Below are 19412 nucleotides of genomic sequence, written 5' to 3' on the forward strand. Positions count from 1 at the left end.
TATATTTCACATGACGCACCCTCTCACCTCCTTGGTTACGCAATTGCGCCGCGAGATCGATGAGATGCCGGCGCAAATGCAGGTCGCCGCGAAATACATCATCGATCATCCCGGCGACTTCGCATTGAATCCAATCCGAACCACCACCGATCGCATCGGCATCAGCTCGAATGTTCTGATCCGGCTGGCGCAACGCATGGGATATGACAGCTTTGACGCTTTTCGACGTCCGTTTCGAAACGCTCTGACAACCGACGGCGAAGACAGGTTTGGGCAAGACTGGCTGGAACACCTAAAGGAACAAGGGCAGTTTGGTGCGGCGCAGGCACGATTTGCGCAGAACGAAATAAATGTCGTGTCCAGATCGCTGCGGCTCATGGCCCCTCATTTGACGGAACAGGCCGTCGCGCACATCAGGTCGGCGCGCCGCTGTTATGTGACTGCCACACGGTCCAGCCATGCGCTTGCCTATTATTTTCACTACGCCGGTCGCATGGCCCATCCCGGGCTTCAGTTGGTGCCCCGCCACATGGGCTCGGCCATCGACGACCTGGTCGAAGCCACCGCCGAGGATTGTCTGTTTGCCATCACGGTTCACCCCTATTCCGCCGACACGATTCAGTCGATGCGCTTTGCGCGCGACCGGTCGATGCGTATCGTGTTGCTGTCGGACAGCAAGGTTATCGCGCCGGGGGTGGAACCGGATGTCGTCCTCCCTGTCAGCACACGAACCCTGCACCCGTTTTCAAGTTTTTCAGGGGCAATGGCCGTCTTGGAGTGTCTGCTGGGGCATCTGTTTGACGCTGGGGGAGAGGCCGCCAGAGAAAGAGTGGAAGCCTATCAGAAGGCGCGGGAAGATACCGGAGCGTACTGGCGCCCCGGCGTTTTGCCAAAGCTCAGAAAACCTTGAACCAAATCATTCAAAGCTTCTGGGGCCAACACCAGAATTCAGCTTCGTTCAGGATCAGCGGCGGATTGTTCTTTTCTTTTGGCGCGGGGCTGAGGTCTGGTCGGGATTTCCTTCAACAATCCCCCGACACCCATCCCGGCAATATCTGCCCCGGTCGTTTCGATCCCGCAGGCAATACGCGACAGAACCCAATCCGCCCCGTTCAATGCCGGAGATCGCGCGCACCCGGGCAACCCGATCACCGGTCGATCCTGCATCGAACCCAGAAACAGCAGGTTTCCCGGATCAACCGGCATACCGAACCGATCCACCTGCCCGCCGGCAAGCCGAACAGCAGTTGGGGCAACATCATCAGGATCCGAGGTCGCGGATCCGGTCAGTATCATCAGCAAATCACCAGCAGTCCTGGAAACCGCCTTGGCCAGTGCATCCACGCGATGCGGTACAATCTGCACATCACACAAATCCAGACCCAAGGCTTCGGTCCGCCCGCGAATGGCGGCGATCCCCTTTTCGTTGGAGGGGCCACCGAGGATATCCGTAACGATCAAACCTGCTGTCTTGTGAACGGGCCTTGCCAGACGCACGGCCCCTTGCGCCAGATTGGCGGCCCGCCGAACATCAGCTTCTGGCACGGCATATGAGATGACCTTGATGGTGGCGACCATGCCCTTCGGACCCATCTGCTGGTATTGCGGAACCGTCGCAACCGTAATCATCGGGTTGACCCGGTTGAACATCTCCAGTGCGTCCACATCCAGAACTGCCACGCCCGGCGCGTCCGCCAACAGGTTGACCCGGCCGGTAAACGCATCGGTCACGCGCAGATTGGCCGACGCCGCATCTGGCGCAAGAGCTGCGGCCAAGGTGCGTGCGGCTTCATCTTCGTGGCAATCACCGGGTTCAAGGCGGGCAACGATCACGTCACTGATCCCCGCCTGCGTCAGCTGTGTCACATGCTTTGCCTGCAACGACAGTCCTTTACGCAGTTTTCTCCCGTCCGCCGTCACCGAATGAGCCAGAATGGCACCTTTTGCTTCGGAGACTGCTACCGGACCAAACCTCATGCCTTGCCTCGTAGAACAGCCGTCATCTGCGCCAGAATTGCGACGGCAATCTCGGATGGCCCGGCAGCCCCGATATCCAGCCCGATTGGCCCATGAATCCTCGAGATTTGCGATTCGGTGAAACCCGCCGCTTTCATACGTTCGACGCGTTTGGAATGGGTGCGTGTCGATCCCAATGCACCAATATAGAATACACCCGCATCCAGCGCAGCTTGCAGCGCCGGATCATCCAGTTTTGGATCATGCGTCAGCAGAACAATTGCGGTGCGCGCATCCAGCCCAAGTTTTTCCACAGCCTCATCCGGCCAATCCGTTAGGATCGTTTCCCCCGGGAAACGGGCGTTGGAGGCAAATGCGTCGCGCGGGTCGATAATGGCCGGATCATACCCAGCTATGCGCGCCATCGGCACCAGTGCCTGCGCGATGTGAACCGCGCCGACAATGATCAGCCGTAGGGGTGGGTTGTGTATCGCCACAAAGGTCCGGACATCTTCTTCAAGTCCAGAACGATCCATACGCAACCGTTCCGCATAGGCATTTCGGCGCAAGGCCCTGTGCCCGGTATCGATATTGACTTCATAAGCAATCGGTTCACGAGCGGCGCGGGCTGCAACCAGTTCCGCCAGCATCGGTTCGGGCAGAACCTTCCCGACGGGTTCGACAAGAACGCGTATGGTTCCGCCACAGGCCAGCCCGACCGCAAAGGCGTCTTCATCGCTCACCCCAAATTCCAGCAATCGGGCTTCGCCTTCGTCAATGGCTTCAAGCGCTTCGACGATCACTGCTCCCTCGACACAGCCACCCGACACAGAGCCTTCGATCCGGCCATCGCCGCCGATCACCAGTTGGGAACCAACCCGGCGCGGCGCGCTGCCCCAGGTTTCGACAACTGTAGCAAGCGCGACGCCGCTGCCATCGCGGTGCCACTTCAGTGCCGTTTCCGGACTGTTGTCGAATCGTTCCATCAGAACCTCCAGACGTCGTCTGTTTCCCAACATAAGCAGGATTGGCCTGATGAAAAGCGCAACGCCCTTACCAAAACGTCTATGTTGAGCTTTGTGAGCCGATATCAATGCTCGAACTGTATTCAAGAAATCACAGCATTGATTGTTAGTGCCACGGGTTTTAGCCTGCGCGTGCAGCCGGCCAAGTGACCGAGCCGCATATCAAACACATTTTTTTGGAGACAAGCAGTTGAAACATTTTCTTGCATTGGGCGCAGTGGTTGGCCTTTTGACTTCAACCGCAGCGTGGGCTGACACATTCGAACGTTACGGAGAAGTAGCAGGCTGGAAAGTCTTCATCGACAACGAGAAGAAATCCTGCCTGATCGAGGCCGTGGACGATGCGGAAAACGTCGTTCAGATGGGCCTGACCGAAGATCGCGGCGTGGGATATGTGGGGGTATTCACCAAGGCGGAGACCGACATCAAACGTGGCGAGACACAAGAAGTGGCCATCTTGATCGGGGACAACATCTATCTTGGTGAAGCCACAGGTATGAAAGGCAATATCACCAAGGGCTATTCCGGTGGCTATGTCCTGTCAGACAGCCCTCAATTCGCGGATGATCTGGCCAAGAAAAAGGTCATGATCGTTTTCCCCGAAACGTCATACGCTTTCACAGTCGATCTGACCGGCACATACAAAGCTATGGAAATGGCCCGTAAGTGCAATGAAGAACAGTTGTCATAGGCGACTATTCGGAAAGCGCGGCCAACAGCCGTGCTTTCTGCCCCTGGTCATCGGGTTGTGAGATCACGGAGGCCAGATCTTCGAGCGAGGCTATGGAATGCCCTGCCCTGAAACTGTCGACATGGGGCAGCATGGCCGCCACCCCCTGAGCCTTGGGGGCAAACCCGTCCCAGCGCAGTAGCGGGTTCAGCCAGATCAGGCGTTTTGAGGACAGGTGCAGCCGCTCAACCTCTTTCTCCAGCCTCTCCGGTTCACCCCGCTCCAATCCGTCGGTGATCAGCAGAACAACGGCCCCCTGCCCCATGACCCGTCTTGACCAGTCTCTGTTGAACTGATGCAGACAGTCGCCGATGCGCGTGCCCCCTTCCCAATCCTGCGCCTCGGCCCCGGCAGCTGCAAGAGCTGCGTCAACGTCCCGCTGACGTAAGTGGCGGGTTATGTTGGTCAGGCGCGTGCCGAAAGTGAAAGCATGAACCTTGGCCCAACCTGCCCCCTTAGCGTTCGATACCGTGTGCAGGAAGTGCAGGATGGCACGGCTGTACTGGCTCATTGAACCTGAGATGTCGCACAGGGCCACAAGGTTTGGCCATCGCGGTTTGGGCTCTAGCCGGGCGATATCGCGCAACTCTCCTCCTTGCCGCATGGCTGCTCGCAAAGTGCGGGCACGGTCAATGCGGTGCCCCAGATGGCTGGATTGACCTCGTCGGGATTCGATGGGCTTGACCGGCAGGGTCAACCGCGCCAAAACGCGCTTGGCTTGCGCGATTTCGGCGGTGCTCATCTGTTCAAAGTCCAGATTGCGAAGACGCTCCTCGGACGATGCCGTCTGCGTGGCGTCAATCTCGATTTCAGTTTCGCCTTCGTCTTCTGCCGCCAGCTCGGGCGTGTCGTGTTCGACGCCATCCAGAAGGGCCTCAGCCGCGCGTTTTTCGCCAGCATCCGCCTTGCGATCCTCCTGCACGCCCCGAATGGCGGGAAGCATCATGGCCATCATGTGCTCCATGTATCGCGGGTCGCGCCAGTACATTCGGAAGACTTGTGCGAAGATCGTGCGATGTTCGGGACGATTCACGAAACAGGCGTGTAGCGTCCAGTAGAAATCCCGTTTCTCGGTAAAACCCGCGGCTTGCACCGCGCGAATTGCGTCAATCACCCGCCCCGGACCAATCGGCAGACCCGCCTTCCGCAGCGCGCGGGCAAAATGGGTAATGTTCTGCGCCAGCTTCGGGTTGTCGGGAATTTCCAGCGGGATTTGTTCGGCCATAACGCGTCAGGCCGGTTCAAGCGTCGCTTTGGCCTCATCCAGAATGCGCTTGGCCTCAGACCCTTGCAGCTTCTGGATGTCGTCCTGGTATTTCAGGATCGCACCCAGCGTATCACCGATCACCTCGGGGCTGAGGTTCATCACGTCCAGCGCCAGCAGACATTTGGCCCAGTCAATGGTTTCGGCCACGCCGGGTTTCTTGAACAGGTCCTCGGTGCGCAGACGCTGAACGAAAGCCACAACTTCGCGGCTGAGCGCATCGGCGGCCTCGGGCGCGCGCGCGTGCAGAATTTCGATCTCACGTTCGAAATCGGGATAATCGACCCAGTGATACAGGCAGCGGCGCTTGAGGGCATCGTGCACTTCGCGGGTCCGGTTCGACGTGACAATCACAATGGGTGGTTCGGGGGCTGCAACAGTGCCCAGTTCAGGGATCGTGACCTGAAAATCACTGAGAGCTTCCAGCAGAAAGGCTTCAAACGGTTCATCGGTCCGGTCCAGTTCGTCGATCAGAAGAACCGGCGCTCCGTTTTCGTCCGGGCGCATTGCCTGAAGCAACGGGCGTTCGATCAGGTATTCATCCGAAAACAGTTCCGCCTGCAACGCGCCTCGGTCGGCTCCGCCCGAAGCTTCGGCCGTTCGGATCGCGACCATCTGCGCCGGAAAGTTCCATTCGTAAACGGCCGTGGACGCGTCCAGACCTTCGTAGCACTGCAATCGGATCAAACGGCGGTTCAGACCGGATGCCAGCGCCTTGGCGATTTCCGTCTTTCCGACACCTGCTTCACCTTCCAGAAACAACGGGCGACCAAGCTTCAGCGAAAGGAACACAACCGTGGCAAGGGCGCGCCCGCAAACATAGCCCTGACTTCCCAGCATCTGCTGCACGGCATCAATGGAATTAGGCTGCGTCATGGAACCTCTCTCTTCTTCGCGGATAAACAGGTCACGCAAGCGCCCTTGCGTCAAGGCCTTACCCCCTGCCTGAGCTACGACGTTCCGGTTGGTTGACAAGTTTTTTCGGCAACTCGTACTGCGCTGGTTGGTCTTTCGGGGCAGCTATGCTAGCGGAAGATCATGACTGATACCCTCACCATCCGCCGCCCCGACGACTGGCATCTGCATCTGCGCGATGGCGCCATGTTGCAGGCCGTTCTGCCCGAAACCGCACGTCATTTCGCCCGTGCGATCATAATGCCGAACCTCGTGCCGCCCGTTATACGCGGGGATCAGGCTGCCGCTTACCGCGACAGGATCCTGGCCGCCTTGCCCGACGGTATGAGGTTTGAGCCGCTGATGACCCTGTACCTGACCGAGGATACAGATGCGCAGGACGTCGCTGCCGCCCATGCCAGCGGGCTGATAAAAGCGGTCAAGCTGTACCCGGCGGGGGCCACGACCAATTCGGCCTCGGGCGTGCGTGACTTTGACAAAGTGCGCCCGGTTCTGGAGAAAATGGCCGAGATCGGTCTGCCCATGTGTGTTCATGGCGAAGTGACCGACACAGAGATCGACATCTTTGACCGCGAAGCCGTGTTCATCAACCGCGTTCTGGACCCGATCCGCCGGTCGACGCCGGGACTGCGCGTGGTGATGGAACATATCACCACGTCCGATGGTGTCGACTATGTCAAAGCCAACGAGGCGGATCTGGGTGCGACGATCACCGCGCACCACCTGATCATCAACCGCAACCATATTCTGGTGGGCGGGATCAAACCGCATTACTATTGCCTGCCGGTCGCCAAGCGCGAGGAACACCGCCAAGCCCTGCTGGCTGCTGCAACGTCAGGTGACGCGCGGTTCTTCCTGGGCACGGACAGCGCTCCGCACACGGATGCAAACAAGGAAATGGCCTGCGGCTGCGCGGGGTGTTTCACTGCGACAAATACCATGTCTCTGGTGGCCGAGATGTTCGACCGCGAAGGTGCTCTGGACAAGCTGGAGGTGTTCGTCTCGCTCAACGGGCCGGGCTTTTACCGCCTGCCTGTGAACGAAGAGACGATTACCCTGACCAAGGGCGAACCGGTTGAATACCCGTCAAAGATCGACACGGACGATGGACCTGTCACGGTGTTCGACCCGGGCTTTCCACTGCACTGGCGCGTGGCTTAACCCGCCATACGTTCAGCCAGATCACGGGCGCGACCTCCGGTGCGCAGCATCGACCAGATCGCGTCTGTCTCATCCGTCCCGATCAGCTTCGATGCTTTGACGCGTACACGATCCTCGCGGTCAGATAGCGACATTGGGGTCATCAGGTCATGCGTTGTCTCGCGGCGAACACCGTCGCGACGCAGCAAGGCCAGATGCGCCTGCGTTTCCGACAGGCTTTCATCCGCTTCGACCGTGATGCGGTCTTGCAGAGACGTCATGCGCGGGTCCGCGCAGACCTTGTCGGTGTAGCTGCCCGGCAAAGCCGTATCATACCCCAGCGCCTGCATCGCGATGACCGTTCGGTAAGAGAATTTTGCCCCCAGCCCGGTTGTGGGCGACAGCTGATTGCAAACGCTCATCCATCGGGGATGGGTTTTGATTTTGAGCTCGGCCACTTCGGGTTCCGCAATGTCCAGAGCGCGTGCCGCTTCCAACGCCGCGTGCAGGCCGTGACAACAGGCGTGGAACTTGTGGCTTACCGTTTCGAACAGCCATTCATCGCCCAAACCATCCAGCGCGTTTTGATCCGCTGCACCCTGATGGGTCGCGCCAAATCCGTACGTGCCTTCCAACGCGTCGGCGTTGGCCTGAAATCCACGCTGAACAAGCAGAGCCGTCTCAACCCCGGCCGAAGCGGCTAGCCCGGCATTGTAAGGCTTGCCCATGGTTCCGAACTGGGCCTTCAGCCCAGCCGCGCGCGTTGCTGTCAAACCCAATACGGACCGCATCTGGGTTTTATCCAGTCCTAGCAACCGACCGACGGCGACGGCAGCTCCGAATGCACCGGATGTCGCTGTCTGATGAAACCCGGCCTGATAATGGCCCCTGCCCAGCCACAGGCCGACACGGATTGAAGTTTCCATCCCGACCAGCGCGGCTTCGAGTAAGTCAACCAGAATGCGGTCATCCCATTCGGCTACGGCAAGGACGGCAGGTAGAATGGCAACTGAAGGATGCCCGATATGCGCAAAATGCGTGTCGTCGTAATCCAGCGCATGGGAAACAGTTCCGTTCACCAAAGCTGCGCCGCGCAAAGGGGCCGCGCCTCCGCCGAACAGATGGGCCTGAGCGTTCCCGCCCTCGGCCAGAACCATATCGCGAACCGTACAAGACACGGGCTCGGAGGCCCCAGCACGACCAACTGCAACCCAATCCAGAACAGACAGAGATGTGACAACCCTCGCCTGAGCCGTCGTTGAAACCGGGCCCGCCGCGAAGGTGGCCAATGCTGCTGTGAAATCCGTCATGGGCGCAGTCTAGCGTGCGCCCTTGCAGGGTAAAGGCCTAGCCGTAGAGTTCTTTCGCACGTGCCTCGAAGGCGCGCACAATCCGCTGCATGGCTTCGTTGAACACAACCCCGATAATCCCTTGCAGGATGGCGTTCTTGAACTCGAAATCCACATGGAACGAGATGTTGCAACCCCCATCGGGCGCGTCCTCGAACTGCCAGTCGGATTTCATGTATTTGAAAGGTCCGTCGAGATATTCGGTGTCGATCTTTTTCTGATCGGAAAACAGAGTCACCCGGCTGCCGAACCGTTCGCGGAACACTTTGAACGAGATGACCAGATCGGCCTCCATCACCTCGGCCTCACCAACCGCATAGGTCTTGCGGATCCGGGCCGCGGCGCACCAGGGCAGAAACTTGGGGTAACTGCCTACATCCGCAACAAGATCATACATCTGCTGGGCTGTGTATGGCAGGTGGCGGGTTTCCGAATGGATTGGCATGATGTCCGGTATTTGCAGGTGACAATGGCGCGTCATGTCGTATGTTGCGCGCCAAAGATCAAGGGGGCTGCGATGACTAACCGCGCATATGTGATAGATGAGATGATCTCGGCCAAGGCCATCGCTGCCCGAATCGAGGAGTTATGCCGCGAGATAACGGATGAGTTCGGCGATACGGACAAGCTGGTCGTCGTGGGATTGCTACGCGGCAGTTTCGTCTTCATCGCCGATCTGGTACGTGAGCTGGATCTTCCCATCGAGGTAGATTTTCTTGAGGCATCCTCTTACGGTGATGCGATGGAAAGCAGCCGGGAAGTCCGCATTCTCAAAGACTTGCGCGGCGCGATTGAAAGTCGCGACGTGCTTGTTGTCGAAGATATCGTCGATACGGGCCACACACTGAACCATGTCACCAAGTTGCTTCAAAGCCGCAAGCCCTCTCGTTTGAAGTCCATTGCGTTGCTCGACAAACCCAGCCGTCGCGAAGTTGATTTCCGGTCAGACTGGATTGGCTTTGAAATTCCGGATGAATTCGTCGTGGGCTACGGGATCGATTACGCTCAGCGCAACCGCAACTTGCCCTTTATCGGCAAGGTTCGGTTTACCGAGGACTAGATGCACTTTTGTCGGGCAGTTTGAAGCTCAGCTTTGCACGCTAAATTCAAAGATCCGAATAATAATAATAGACAAGCTAAATTGTGTCCGATTACTCTCCTTATCAACTTAGGGGGATTATCGATGAAGCGGATTGTTGCGACAGCTGGTGTCGTTATGGCGATCGTGGCACTTGCAAGTTCGGGTGCTGCAAAGGACAACAAGGGCAAAGGGCAAGGTGCCAATAAAAACAAGGTAGAGAAATCTATCAAGTCAAACGGCAAAGCTGTTCCGCCCGGTCAAATCAAAAGATATACGCGTGGCCAGAAGTTGCCGGATGATCTGAGTTTCGATTACATTGACGACCTCGGAAACTGGAAGCTTAAGCCCTTGGGACCCGGCCAGCGCTATATCCGGGTAGATGATGAAATTCTCTCGATATCTGATGATACGAAGACAGTTATAGAAGCCGTTGGAATCGTTGGTGATCTGGTCAATTGAGTGGATCGCGTCTAGCAGGTTTTGTGAAGCACGACATCAATCGCACTCAGAAAAATCCCGGTTCCAATCGGAATAAGCGCATCCGGGAAGTCATAGTCCGGGTTGTGCAGTTGCGGATGTTCCTGCCCCGCCCCCAACCAGAACATGGCCGCCTTGGCGTTTTTGCCAAACTGGCCGAAGTCTTCGGAAAAACGCTGTGGCTGATCGACCAGCATGCAGGCGACGTCCTGATCGGCACAGGCCTTTGCCAGAACCGTATCAGCTTCGGGATCATTGACACAGGCATCGAACACCTCGTCATAGCTGATTTCCACCGCCAACCCTTCGACCTTCGCTGTTTCGGCAACCAGGGATTCGGCCTCGGCCATCAGGCGCTCCATCCGCGCGTCCGAAACCGTGCGCAGGGTCACCCATAGTTCGGCCTGCCCCGGTGCGACGCCGACTGTGCGCTCGCCCAGAGTGGCATGGGTGACTGTGGTCAGAGCGTAGTCGTCATCCAATTCACCGCCCGCCCCCAATCCGGCCAATGCCAGCATCAGCCTGGACAAGGCACCTGCCGGCGACACGCCATCTTGCGGGGCAGCTGCATGTGACGTCTTGCCTGTCAGAACAATTTGCATCCCACGCGAGGCGCAGTTCGCGGGACCTACACACAGCTCTACTGCGCCCAGTTCCAGCCCCGGCAAGTTATGCAGAGACAGCACGATGTCAGGCGAAACCTCAGCGAACTGAGGATCGGCCAGGTAAGCAATCGCACCATGTCCGGTTTCTTCGGCGGGTTGGAAAATCAGAACCACGCGGCCAGACTTCGGGCGTTGTTCCTTCAACGCTTCCGCCACCCCGAGAACCATCACCATGTGGCCATCATGGCCGCACAGATGCCCTTTGCCTGCAATCTGAGACGCATAAGCCAGATCCGAGAGTTCCTGAATTGGCAGTCCATCCAGTTCGCATCGAATTCCAACTGTGGGGCCGGGAACGTTGCTTTCGTAAACGGCAGCAACACCGTGCCCGCCAATGCCGCACAGAACCCTGTCTGCACCCGCTTGGCGCAAAAGATCAGCAACCCGCGCTGCGGTATTTTCCTCCTGCCCCGAAAGCTCCGGGTGTTGATGAAACTCGTGGCGCAAGCTGATGAGCTGCGCGATCCGCTCCGGTGTCACGCCTGCTGCAACTTTGCTTGCCGAGCCGCGCGAAGCCGGGCGAAATCGTCACCCGCGTGATACGAAGACCGGGTCAGAGGCGTCGCGGATACCATCAGGAACCCCTTGCCATAGGCCGCCTTTTCGTAAGATGCGAACTCTTCCGGCGTTACGAACCGATCCACTCCGTGATGTTTCGGAGTCGGTTGCAGGTACTGGCCGATGGTCAGGAAATCGATATCCGCCGCGCGCATGTCGTCCATGACCTGACGCACTTGCTGTTCATTTTCACCCAACCCGACCATGATGCCCGATTTGGTGAAGATGGACGGATCAAGCTCTTTAACGCGCTGCAGCAGGCGCAAGGAATGGAAGTATCGCGCACCCGGGCGGACTTCGGGATAGAGGCCCGGAACCGTTTCCAGATTGTGGTTGAACACATCCGGTTTCGCTTCGACCACAATCTCAAGGACATCCTCATCACATTTCAGGAAGTCAGGCGTCAGAATCTCGATCGTGGTTTTCGGAGAACGATGACGCACCGCGCGAATGGTCTGCGCAAAATGCTCAGCCCCGCCATCTTGCAGATCATCGCGGTCCACCGAGGTGATCACCACATGGTTCAGGCCGAGTTTTTCAACCGCGTGAGCCACGCGTCCGGGCTCAAACGCGTCAAGATCGTCGGGGCGACCGGTTGCAATATTGCAGAAGGTGCAGCCGCGCGTACAAATCTCGCCCATGATCATCATGGTGGCATGGCCCTGGCTCCAGCACTCTCCTACGTTGGGGCACCCGGCTTCTTCGCAGACCGTCACCAGATTGTTGTCGCGCATGATCCGCCGCGTGTCCGCATAGCCTTTGCCGCCAGGTGCTTTGACCCTAATCCAACTTGGTTTCTTGGGCTGTGCATTGTCCGGACGATGGGCTTTTTCCGGATGGCGCTGTTCGGGGATCTTCAGATCTCGCACGGTCGTTTTCCTGACTTTGGGTCAACTCTTGTCGCTCATAACATAGACAGAAGCGCGGTGTTACACCAGCGGCGCATAGCCGCTATGCGTTGCAACCACGCAACCGCAGAAAGCCATCATGCGCGCATCAGTATTTCCGTATTAAATTGATTAGTTAACGGAACGTTGACCCTATTCGCAATCGCAGCATTTCCTCGATTGAATGCGGTTTAGAACTGTTTTAATTCACACCAAAACCACATGTGAATCACAGGAGTTTGACTATGAAATCCGGCGCAAAACTGCCCGACGTGACCTTTCACACCCGTGTCCGCGACGATTCCATCGAAGGACCAAACCCATTCCGTTGGGAAGACAAGACGACAGCTGACTATTTCGCCGGTAAGCGCGTAATCCTGTTCTCACTGCCAGGCGCGTTCACCCCGACCTGCTCGACTTTCCAGCTTCCCGGTTTTGAAAACGGCTATTCCGATTTCACGGCGATGGGGATCGACGAAATCTACTGCATGTCCGTCAACGACAGCTTCGTGATGAACAAATGGGCGCAGGATCAGGGCTTGAAGAACGTTAAGGTCATCCCCGACGGATCGGCGGAGTTCACCCGGAAAATGGGCATGCTGGTCGACAAGGACAATCTGGGTTTTGGTATGCGCTCATGGCGCTATGCGGCCATCGTCGATGATGGTGTCGTCGAAGCGTGGTTCGAAGAGCCCGGCTTGATGGATAACTGTCCAGAAGACCCTTATGGCGTGTCCTCGCCGGAAAACCTGATGAAACACCTGCGGGCGTCAGCAGAACCCGAAATGGCTTAAGCCTCAAATCCCGAGAAAAGGCCCGAATACACCGGGCCTTTTTTCTGTTCAGCCGATCAACCGGTCTCGTTCCGCCTGATCCTGATAATGTCGTTTCAATCGTTGCAAAGCGATCCGCAGAACAATCTTGCCGGATCGTGCTGACCAACCCATTCGCTTTTCCGCCAGTTCCAGTCCTTCCAGATAGCAACAGCACCGCAACGCGACATCACTCAGCCCTGGCCCCAGATCGGACAAGGCACGTGAAACCCGATCCTTGGCATCAGAAGCTTCCTTGCCCCCATGGCTTTCACTGTCAAAACTGCCTCGACCGCCTGTCGTCAGAAAGCGATCCCAGTTCTGTGAAACCTGAGGGCCGATCTGTGCCAACTCAAAGTCTTCGCGCAAACGCTCTCCGGCGCTGACAAGGGATTCATCCAAAAACGGCTTTCCGTCACGATCCCTTCTGCGCGCCAACGCTATCAGCGGGCTTTCCGCAGCATTGTATCGAATGCGTTTGGCCCGCTCGGCAGACCCGCCCGAAGGCTTGGCCTGAAAGGAACTCTGAGCTTCGGCAAAACCAAAGTCTGTCCCGGCACGCGCCTTGTTTTCTGCCTTGGCGATCAAATGACTTAGCGCCGTTCGCCCGGCTGTGGAAATCCGATATCGCGAAATACGACCAGGATTGTCGCAGGTTATCCAGTCTTTCAAAGCCAAGGCCTGTGCGATCCTGCACTCTACGACCGCGGTTCTAGTTGCCCCTGCCTCGCCGGTGTCGCGTACGACGACAGCCTTGTCCATTTCCTCGGCCACGGCAAGGACCGAACCCGTCTCGCTCAGGCGGCGCAACACACGCAGCGCCTCGTTTTCAAACTCTTTTTCAGCGGTGTTTTCTGACCCGATTGCCGGGCCGTCGATGCAATCCGAAGGTGAAAAATGCGTCGCCGCAAGCGATTGCAAAGCCGCATCCACCAATGGATCGTCGCGGCGCATTTCGATGCGCCTAATTTGCCTGAGGATCGTCGATGCATGGCATCCGGCTGATCGAGCTATCTCGCGGATCGAACGACCGGTCTCGGTATGAGCAAGGTACCTTTGCGCCCCCTCTGGAACCCATGCCGGAATGGTGAAAGCCATGTTGTTTTCCATAATTATTTGTCCTCGTCGACAAAACAAACTGCCACTTTTCGCCCTCGGAATGCGGGTTAACCAATTCTAACTAGAGGTCCATTCGTTACTCGTTCGTTAACCACACAAGGCAAGAACCAGATTTGATTCAAAAAGATAAACAGTCGTGAAACCATCGTTCGGAGGGACTCTGACAAAGGCAACACCCGCTAAGGTTGTGCAACACATGGCCCTTGAAATTTCGAAAAAGGGACACACGACATGCAGGACCTGATGACAATGATCGCTACCCTCCGCCGCCCACGCATGCTGGCGCGTGCTGCCAGATTCGGGGCGCGGGATTACAATCGGGAGAGGCATCTGCAACGCATTCTGGGATACGGTTCGCTGCCCAGTTCAGGTCAGGCGCTGGTGCGTTTGGTCGAGATGGAAAAAGAGGTAAATGAACAGCGAAAAGAAGACGATGCCGCATACTCACTGGTGCGGCATCTGGATCTGCTTATTGCGTTGTTGGGTGAGGCGCAGCTGTATCAGGCCAGCCGCGCCTCGGTTCTGCAATAATCAGGAAAACGCATCCGGCATGGAGGCCTTTTTTTCGGCGATATAGGCTTCCAGAGCCGCAGCGGTGTCCGGATCCATCTGGGGTTGCTGATAGTTGGCCAGCAAATGTTCAGCCCGAGCTGTGGCCAACGCTCTCGTGTCACGCGCGCCCTCTTCCTGCCAGGTTTCGTATGGTTTGTAATCCAGCACTTCGGATTTCCAGAAGGATTCCTTGAAGTTGGCCTGCGTGTGGGCACAGCCGAGATAGTGCCCACCCGGACCGACCTCGCGGATCGCATCCATGGCCTGAGCGTTTTCGTCATATGCAACGCCTTTGGCCAGCGAATGCAATACTCCCAACTGATCTGCATCCATGACGAACTTCTCGAAGTCGGCAACCAGACCGCCTTCCAGCCAGCCACAGGAATGCAGCATGAAGTTCACGCCCGACAGAAGGCCCATGTTCAATGAGTTCGCTGTTTCGTATGCTGCCTGCGCGTCCGGCAATTTCGATCCGCAGAACGAACCAGCCGACCGGTACGGAAGGTTCAGACGACGTGCCAGCTGGCCGGCACCATAAGTGATATGCGCAGCTTCGGGAGTGCCGAAGGTTGGCGCGCCCGAGTTCATATCGATCGATGTCACGAATGCACCGAAGATCGCGGGGGCACCCGGACGGATGATCTGGCTGTAGGCAACGCCGGCCATGACCTCGGCCAGAACCTGCGTCAAAGTACCGGCCACCGAGACCGGCGCCATCGCTCCGCCCACGATAAAGGGTGAGATGATGCAGGCCTGATTATTGCGCGCATAAACTTCCAGCGAGCCCATCATCACGTCGTCGAATGTCAACGGCGAGTTGATGTTGGTCAGCGAGGTCATCACGGTGTTTTCCTGCACGAACTCCTTACCGAACAGGATTTCGCACATTTCAACCGAATCCTGTGCCCGGCTGGGATCGGTCACAGAGCCCATGAAAGGCTTGTCCGACAGGGTCATATGCGCCTTCAGCATGTCCAGATGGCGCTTGTTCACCGGAATGTCGGTCGGCTCACACACCGTACCGCCCGAGTGGTGCAACCACTTGGACATATAGGCAAGTTTCACGAACTTGTTGAAATCGTCCATGGTTGCATAGCGGCGCCCACCCTGTGCATCACGCACGAATGGAGGACCGTAAACCGGGGCTAGAACCATGTTACGGCCACCGATCACAACCGATTTCTCGGGGTTGCGGGCGTGCTGGGTAAACTGGCTGGGGGCTGTCTTGATCAGCTCACGGGCCAGACCACGCGGGATGCGCACACGCTCACCGTCAATATCTGCGCCTGCGTCGCGCCAACGTTCCAGCGCGGCCGGGTTGTCGACAAAGTTGACGCCGATTTCTTCCAACACGGTTTCAGCGTTGTTTTCGATAATCTCGAGCGCCTCTTCGTTTAGAATCTCGAAATTCGGAATGTTACGTTCGATGTATTTCGCAGTCTCGATACGAACTGCGGTACGCTCGGCACGGCGGGCAGCGCCACCGCCACCTCTCGCCCTGCGCCGGGTGTTTGCCTCTGCCATGAGAAAATCCCGTCTGGTTGGTTAGATTGAGCGTTTTGATACAGGTTTGCCAGAACCCAAGCATAGGGATTGCGGCGCTCTGGGGGGAAAAGCGACATTGCCGCCCCCCAACAAAGCCACCATTTAGTCGGGATCAGCCCCCAACGCTTTTTCCATAGTGAGACCGTTGCCCGCCTGAGCCGTCACTTTCCAACCCATGTGCAGATACATGGCAATCGTGCCCTTCATCATCTTATGGGTTCGCAACCTCAGCTTGGATAGTTTGCGCAACCTTGCTTCTTCTTCGGCAAACTGCATCAATCGCCGCGCGACTCCCTGCCCTTGGGCTTCAGGCGAAACCGCCAGGTTGAACACCATGATTGCGTCGTCGACGCGATCAAAAACGATGGCCCCGACTATACCGCCGGATATTGCAAGCACGACGTGGTGGGTCTTGATGTCATCCGCGATTCCGGCAGTGACGTCCGGCAGGTCCTCGATCAGGCTTGTTGCATCTGCATAGGCACTTTCCAGGCACCGCGTTACCTCATCTGCATCCGCCACATCAGCAGTTCTGAATTTGATCTTCGACATAGCACCTGATCTTTCCGCCGGTTTGACTCAGCTTTTGTATCAAATGATGCCATACCGCTTGCACATGCAAGGCTTGCAACTTATGAGCCGGTTATGACCCAGACATCCCACGACCGCCTTCTGATCATCGACTTCGGCAGCCAGGTTACGCAGCTTATCGCTCGCCGCCTGCGCGAGTTGAATGTCTATTGTGAAATTCACCCTTACCAGAATGTCACGATGGAATTCGTGCGGGAAATGGCGCCGCGCGCCGTGATTTTCTCGGGCGGTCCGGACAGCGTGACGCGCGAGGGCTCGCCCCGTGCTCCGCAAGGGATTTTTGATTATGGAGTTCCGATCCTGGGCATCTGCTATGGCCAGCAGGTGATGATGCATCAGCTTGGCGGCAAAGTCCAAAGCGGCCATGGCACAGCCGAGTTTGGTCGGGCCTTTGTTACACCGAAAGACAAACTGGATATCCTCGAGGGCTGGTTCGCGGACGGCGATGAACAAGTCTGGATGAGCCACGGCGACCATGTCAGTGTAATCGCACCGGGTTTTGAGGTATTTGGAACCTCGCCCAACGCACCTTATGCGATCACGGCTGATCCATCGCGGCACTTCTATGCCGTGCAGTTTCACCCCGAGGTACACCATACGCCCAAGGGCGCGAAACTGTATGAAAACTTCGTTAAGCTGGCCGGGTTCAAGGGTGACTGGACCATGGGCGCTTATCGCGAAGACATGATCCGCAAGATCCGCGAACACGTCGGAGACAAGAAGGTCATTTGCGGATTGTCCGGCGGCGTCGACAGCTCGGTTGCCGCGATCCTTATTCACGAAGCAATCGGGGATCAACTGACCTGCGTGTTCGTCGATCACGGGCTGCTGCGCAAGAATGAGGCCGAAGAAGTCGTCGGCATGTTCCGCGACAACTACAACATTCAGTTGATCCACGCAGACGAATCCGAGCTGTTTCTGGGGGAACTGGAAGGTCAGAGCGACCCCGAGACCAAGCGTAAGATCATCGGAAAACTGTTCATCGACGTGTTCCAGAAGCACGCCGATACCATCGACGGCGCCGAATTCCTGGCTCAGGGCACTCTCTATCCCGATGTGATCGAATCAGTGTCGTTCTCGGGCGGGCCTTCTGTAACGATCAAGTCCCATCACAACGTGGGCGGCCTGCCGGAAAAGATGGGCCTGAAACTGGTCGAACCGCTGCGTGAATTGTTCAAGGACGAAGTCCGCGCACTGGGCCGAGAACTTGGTCTGCCGCAGAGCTTCATCGGGCGCCACCCCTTCCCCGGACCGGGTCTGGCCATTCGCTGCCCCGGCGAGATCACCCGCGAAAAACTGAAAATCCTGCGCGAGGCTGACGCAATTTACATCGATCAGATCCGCAAGCACGGGCTCTATGATGACATCTGGCAGGCTTTTGTCGCCATCCTTCCCGTCCGCACAGTGGGCGTGATGGGCGATGGCCGCACCTATGATTACGCCTGTGCGTTGCGGGCCGTGACTTCGGTCGATGGAATGACGGCGGACTATTACCCGTTCAGTCACGAGTTCCTTGGCGAAACGGCGACCCGGATCATCAACGAGGTCAAGGGCATCAACCGATGCACATATGACATCACCTCGAAACCGCCCGGGACCATCGAGTGGGAATGATCCGGCAAAACACCACCGCGTTCGACGCCAAAAACGACCCGATCCGAGGAATTCCTTCCAAGCCGTGTTTGAAAAAGTTGGACGCGACCTTGAACCTGACGCTTCATAAGCGTTTCAATGATTCAACGAATTCAATCTTTTGATCGCGTAGCGAAGGCCCCGACACCGGGGCCGTGACCGCGCGACCAGGTCGGGGTGTGGCACGTGAATCAGACACAAAAAAACACGTTCAAGGCCGCCTTGTGGATGACTGGAGCCATCGCGTCCTTCTCCTCGATGGCGGTTGCTGGTCGCGAACTGAGCGTCGTGCACGACACGTTCGAGATCATGATGTACCGAAGCCTGGTAGGGTTTGTTGTTGTCGCCCTCGTACTGACTGCCACAGGCGGTTGGGTTCAGGTTTCCACGCAACGCTTGGGTTTGCACGCCCTGCGAAACACCCTGCATTTCACAGGGCAGAATCTTTGGTTCTATGCGGTCGCTGTTGCGCCTTTGGCGCAGGTGTTCGCATTGGAATTCACCCAGCCGCTTTGGGTGATTCTGCTGTCGCCACTGCTTTTGAACGAACGCCTTACTACGCTTAAGATGACGGCAGCGCTTATTGGTTTTGCCGGCGTTCTGATTGTTACGCGCCCTGGTACGGCGCCCTTAAGCCCCGGCCTTGTGACCGCAGCTGCGTCTGCGATTTTCTTCGCATTTACAACGATTTCGACCAAAAAACTCACACGTTTTGCCAGTATCGGCTGCATCGTTTTCTGGCTTACGACCATGCAGGCGGTTCTTGGGGGCATCGCTGCAGGTTTTGATGGACAGATTTCCTTGCCCACAGCGCAAAGCGCACCCTTTTTGATTCTGGTTGGGTTGGCCGGTCTGTTGGCCCATTTCTGCATAACCAACGCTCTTGCCATCGCCCCGGCGACAGTTGTGATCCCATTTGATTTTGCAAGGCTTCCTACGATCGCAGTGGTCGGAATGATCCTTTACCACGAACCCATCGACCATTGGGTCCTGATAGGTGCCGCGGTCATCTTTTCCGGTATTTTCCTGAATATCTGGTCCGAAAGTCGTAACAGTTTAGCAACAGTTGAAAACACTAGTCGCAATACGTAACGCACCGTCACCAGTTGACCTT

Annotated in this window: 20 protein-coding genes; 9 read left to right on the forward strand and 11 right to left on the reverse strand. The window is 57.2% G+C overall.

Annotation, left to right across the window (positions count from 1 at the left end; genetic code table 11):
• Positions 1-10: 10 nt before the first annotated feature.
• On the forward strand, positions 11-910 hold the full coding sequence (locus AC2FJB_RS04565; protein WP_496682007.1) for a MurR/RpiR family transcriptional regulator: 900 nt from the start codon (positions 11-13) through the stop codon (positions 908-910).
• Positions 911-948: 38 nt separating this feature from the next.
• On the opposite strand, the gene AC2FJB_RS04570 is transcribed toward AC2FJB_RS04565, so the two are convergent.
• Together AC2FJB_RS04570 and AC2FJB_RS04575 are read right to left on the reverse strand one after the other, a co-directional pair.
• The gene (locus tag AC2FJB_RS04570; RefSeq protein WP_496717438.1) at positions 949-1977 is read right to left on the reverse strand and encodes a molybdopterin-binding protein; all 1029 of its coding nucleotides are present in this window, start codon (positions 1975-1977) and stop codon (positions 949-951) included.
• The gene (locus AC2FJB_RS04575; RefSeq protein ID WP_496717436.1) at positions 1974-2942 is read right to left on the reverse strand and encodes an XdhC family protein; all 969 of its coding nucleotides are present in this window, start codon (positions 2940-2942) and stop codon (positions 1974-1976) included. Before AC2FJB_RS04575 ends, AC2FJB_RS04570 begins: the two co-directional genes overlap by 4 nt.
• Positions 2943-3171: 229 nt before the next feature.
• Here AC2FJB_RS04575 and AC2FJB_RS04580 point away from each other — a divergent pair, with 229 nt between their 5' ends.
• Positions 3172-3672, forward strand: coding sequence for a hypothetical protein (locus tag AC2FJB_RS04580; RefSeq protein WP_117869110.1), 501 nt, complete (start codon positions 3172-3174; stop codon positions 3670-3672).
• Between the two features lie 4 nt (positions 3673-3676).
• Here AC2FJB_RS04580 and AC2FJB_RS04585 read toward each other — a convergent pair whose 3' ends face one another.
• Positions 3677-4936: a vWA domain-containing protein gene (locus tag AC2FJB_RS04585; RefSeq protein WP_496717434.1), complete on the reverse strand. Its 1260-nt coding sequence runs from the start codon at positions 4934-4936 to the stop codon at positions 3677-3679.
• A gap of 6 nt (positions 4937-4942) precedes the next feature.
• Positions 4943-5851 (reverse strand): AAA family ATPase, encoded by a 909-nt coding sequence (locus tag AC2FJB_RS04590; RefSeq protein ID WP_117872772.1) that lies wholly within the window; start codon positions 5849-5851, stop codon positions 4943-4945.
• 162 nt (positions 5852-6013) lie between these two features.
• On the opposite strand from AC2FJB_RS04590, the gene pyrC reads away from it, so the two are divergent.
• Positions 6014-7051, forward strand: a complete 1038-nt coding sequence (gene pyrC / locus AC2FJB_RS04595; RefSeq protein ID WP_117869112.1) for a dihydroorotase — start codon at positions 6014-6016, stop codon at positions 7049-7051.
• Here the strand turns inward: pyrC and AC2FJB_RS04600 are convergent.
• Positions 7048-8340, reverse strand: coding sequence for an MmgE/PrpD family protein (locus AC2FJB_RS04600; RefSeq protein WP_117869113.1), 1293 nt, complete (start codon positions 8338-8340; stop codon positions 7048-7050). The two genes, pyrC and AC2FJB_RS04600, sit on opposite strands and share 4 nt — an antisense overlap.
• A 37-nt stretch (positions 8341-8377) precedes the next feature.
• Positions 8378-8824: a type II toxin-antitoxin system RatA family toxin gene (locus tag AC2FJB_RS04605; protein ID WP_117869114.1), complete on the reverse strand. Its 447-nt coding sequence runs from the start codon at positions 8822-8824 to the stop codon at positions 8378-8380.
• Between the two features lie 72 nt (positions 8825-8896).
• Between AC2FJB_RS04605 and hpt the strand changes: the two genes are divergently transcribed.
• Both hpt and AC2FJB_RS04615 read left to right on the forward strand, forming a co-directional pair.
• Positions 8897-9439 (forward strand): hypoxanthine phosphoribosyltransferase, encoded by a 543-nt coding sequence (hpt, locus tag AC2FJB_RS04610; RefSeq protein ID WP_117872773.1) that lies wholly within the window; start codon positions 8897-8899, stop codon positions 9437-9439.
• Between the two features lie 123 nt (positions 9440-9562).
• Positions 9563-9919, forward strand: a complete 357-nt coding sequence (locus AC2FJB_RS04615; RefSeq protein ID WP_299642036.1) for a hypothetical protein — start codon at positions 9563-9565, stop codon at positions 9917-9919.
• An 11-nt stretch (positions 9920-9930) separates the two neighbouring features.
• Here the strand turns inward: AC2FJB_RS04615 and AC2FJB_RS04620 are convergent, their stop codons facing one another.
• Both AC2FJB_RS04620 and lipA read right to left on the reverse strand, forming a co-directional pair.
• The gene (locus AC2FJB_RS04620) at positions 9931-11082 is read right to left on the reverse strand and encodes an amidohydrolase (RefSeq protein WP_496717429.1); all 1152 of its coding nucleotides are present in this window, start codon (positions 11080-11082) and stop codon (positions 9931-9933) included.
• Positions 11079-12029 carry a lipoyl synthase gene (gene lipA / locus AC2FJB_RS04625; RefSeq protein WP_117869117.1) on the reverse strand — a complete coding sequence of 317 codons (951 nt, stop codon included), beginning with the start codon at positions 12027-12029 and terminating at the stop codon, positions 11079-11081. The genes AC2FJB_RS04620 and lipA overlap by 4 nt, the downstream gene beginning before the upstream one ends.
• A 263-nt stretch (positions 12030-12292) precedes the next feature.
• Here lipA and AC2FJB_RS04630 point away from each other — a divergent pair, with 263 nt between their 5' ends.
• Positions 12293-12841 (forward strand): peroxiredoxin, encoded by a 549-nt coding sequence (locus AC2FJB_RS04630; RefSeq protein ID WP_496717427.1) that lies wholly within the window; start codon positions 12293-12295, stop codon positions 12839-12841.
• A 48-nt stretch (positions 12842-12889) separates the two neighbouring features.
• Here the strand turns inward: AC2FJB_RS04630 and AC2FJB_RS04635 are convergent, their stop codons facing one another.
• On the reverse strand, positions 12890-13969 hold the full coding sequence (locus AC2FJB_RS04635; protein WP_496717425.1) for a DUF6456 domain-containing protein: 1080 nt from the start codon (positions 13967-13969) through the stop codon (positions 12890-12892).
• A 240-nt stretch (positions 13970-14209) separates the two neighbouring features.
• Here AC2FJB_RS04635 and AC2FJB_RS04640 point away from each other — a divergent pair, with 240 nt between their 5' ends.
• A complete protein-coding gene (locus AC2FJB_RS04640) occupies positions 14210-14509 on the forward strand; it encodes a DUF6477 family protein (RefSeq protein WP_496672053.1) in 300 nt (99 codons plus the stop codon).
• Here the strand turns inward: AC2FJB_RS04640 and AC2FJB_RS04645 are convergent, their stop codons facing one another.
• Entirely contained in the window at positions 14510-16054 is a 1545-nt protein-coding gene (locus tag AC2FJB_RS04645) for a trimethylamine methyltransferase family protein (protein WP_117869121.1), read from the reverse strand. It abuts the gene before it with no gap.
• A 123-nt stretch (positions 16055-16177) separates the two neighbouring features.
• Positions 16178-16627: a GNAT family N-acetyltransferase gene (locus AC2FJB_RS04650; protein ID WP_496672049.1), complete on the reverse strand. Its 450-nt coding sequence runs from the start codon at positions 16625-16627 to the stop codon at positions 16178-16180.
• 93 nt (positions 16628-16720) lie between these two features.
• Between AC2FJB_RS04650 and guaA the strand changes: the two genes are divergently transcribed.
• Together guaA and AC2FJB_RS04660 are read left to right on the forward strand one after the other, a co-directional pair.
• On the forward strand, positions 16721-18280 hold the full coding sequence (gene guaA, locus AC2FJB_RS04655) for a glutamine-hydrolyzing GMP synthase (protein ID WP_496717423.1): 1560 nt from the start codon (positions 16721-16723) through the stop codon (positions 18278-18280).
• 204 nt (positions 18281-18484) lie between these two features.
• On the forward strand, positions 18485-19390 hold the full coding sequence (locus AC2FJB_RS04660) for a DMT family transporter (protein WP_496717421.1): 906 nt from the start codon (positions 18485-18487) through the stop codon (positions 19388-19390).
• Positions 19391-19412: the final 22 nt, after the last annotated feature.

It is taken from the genome of Ruegeria sp. CDSC085 (genome assembly GCF_059610465.1).

Bases quoted from the DNA above. Each gene is read 5' to 3' on its own strand.
- AC2FJB_RS04585 (WP_496717434.1), bottom strand. From the start codon at position 4,936: ATGGCCGAACAAATCCCGCTGGAAATTCCCGACAACCCGAAGCTGGCG.
- AC2FJB_RS04645 (WP_117869121.1), bottom strand. From the start codon at position 16,054: ATGGCAGAGGCAAACACCCGGCGCAGGGCGAGAGGTGGCGGTGGCGCT.
- AC2FJB_RS04590 (WP_117872772.1), bottom strand. From the start codon at position 5,851: ATGACGCAGCCTAATTCCATTGATGCCGTGCAGCAGATGCTGGGAAGT.
- AC2FJB_RS04605 (WP_117869114.1), bottom strand. From the start codon at position 8,824: ATGCCAATCCATTCGGAAACCCGCCACCTGCCATACACAGCCCAGCAG.
- AC2FJB_RS04600 (WP_117869113.1), bottom strand. From the start codon at position 8,340: ATGACGGATTTCACAGCAGCATTGGCCACCTTCGCGGCGGGCCCGGTT.
- guaA (WP_496717423.1), top strand. From the start codon at position 16,721: ATGACCCAGACATCCCACGACCGCCTTCTGATCATCGACTTCGGCAGC.
- AC2FJB_RS04615 (WP_299642036.1), top strand. From the start codon at position 9,563: ATGAAGCGGATTGTTGCGACAGCTGGTGTCGTTATGGCGATCGTGGCA.
- AC2FJB_RS04650 (WP_496672049.1), bottom strand. From the start codon at position 16,627: ATGTCGAAGATCAAATTCAGAACTGCTGATGTGGCGGATGCAGATGAG.
- hpt (WP_117872773.1), top strand. From the start codon at position 8,897: ATGACTAACCGCGCATATGTGATAGATGAGATGATCTCGGCCAAGGCC.
- AC2FJB_RS04570 (WP_496717438.1), bottom strand. From the start codon at position 1,977: ATGAGGTTTGGTCCGGTAGCAGTCTCCGAAGCAAAAGGTGCCATTCTG.
- AC2FJB_RS04575 (WP_496717436.1), bottom strand. From the start codon at position 2,942: ATGGAACGATTCGACAACAGTCCGGAAACGGCACTGAAGTGGCACCGC.
- AC2FJB_RS04565 (WP_496682007.1), top strand. From the start codon at position 11: ATGACGCACCCTCTCACCTCCTTGGTTACGCAATTGCGCCGCGAGATC.
- AC2FJB_RS04635 (WP_496717425.1), bottom strand. From the start codon at position 13,969: ATGGAAAACAACATGGCTTTCACCATTCCGGCATGGGTTCCAGAGGGG.
- AC2FJB_RS04640 (WP_496672053.1), top strand. From the start codon at position 14,210: ATGCAGGACCTGATGACAATGATCGCTACCCTCCGCCGCCCACGCATG.
- AC2FJB_RS04630 (WP_496717427.1), top strand. From the start codon at position 12,293: ATGAAATCCGGCGCAAAACTGCCCGACGTGACCTTTCACACCCGTGTC.
- pyrC (WP_117869112.1), top strand. From the start codon at position 6,014: ATGACTGATACCCTCACCATCCGCCGCCCCGACGACTGGCATCTGCAT.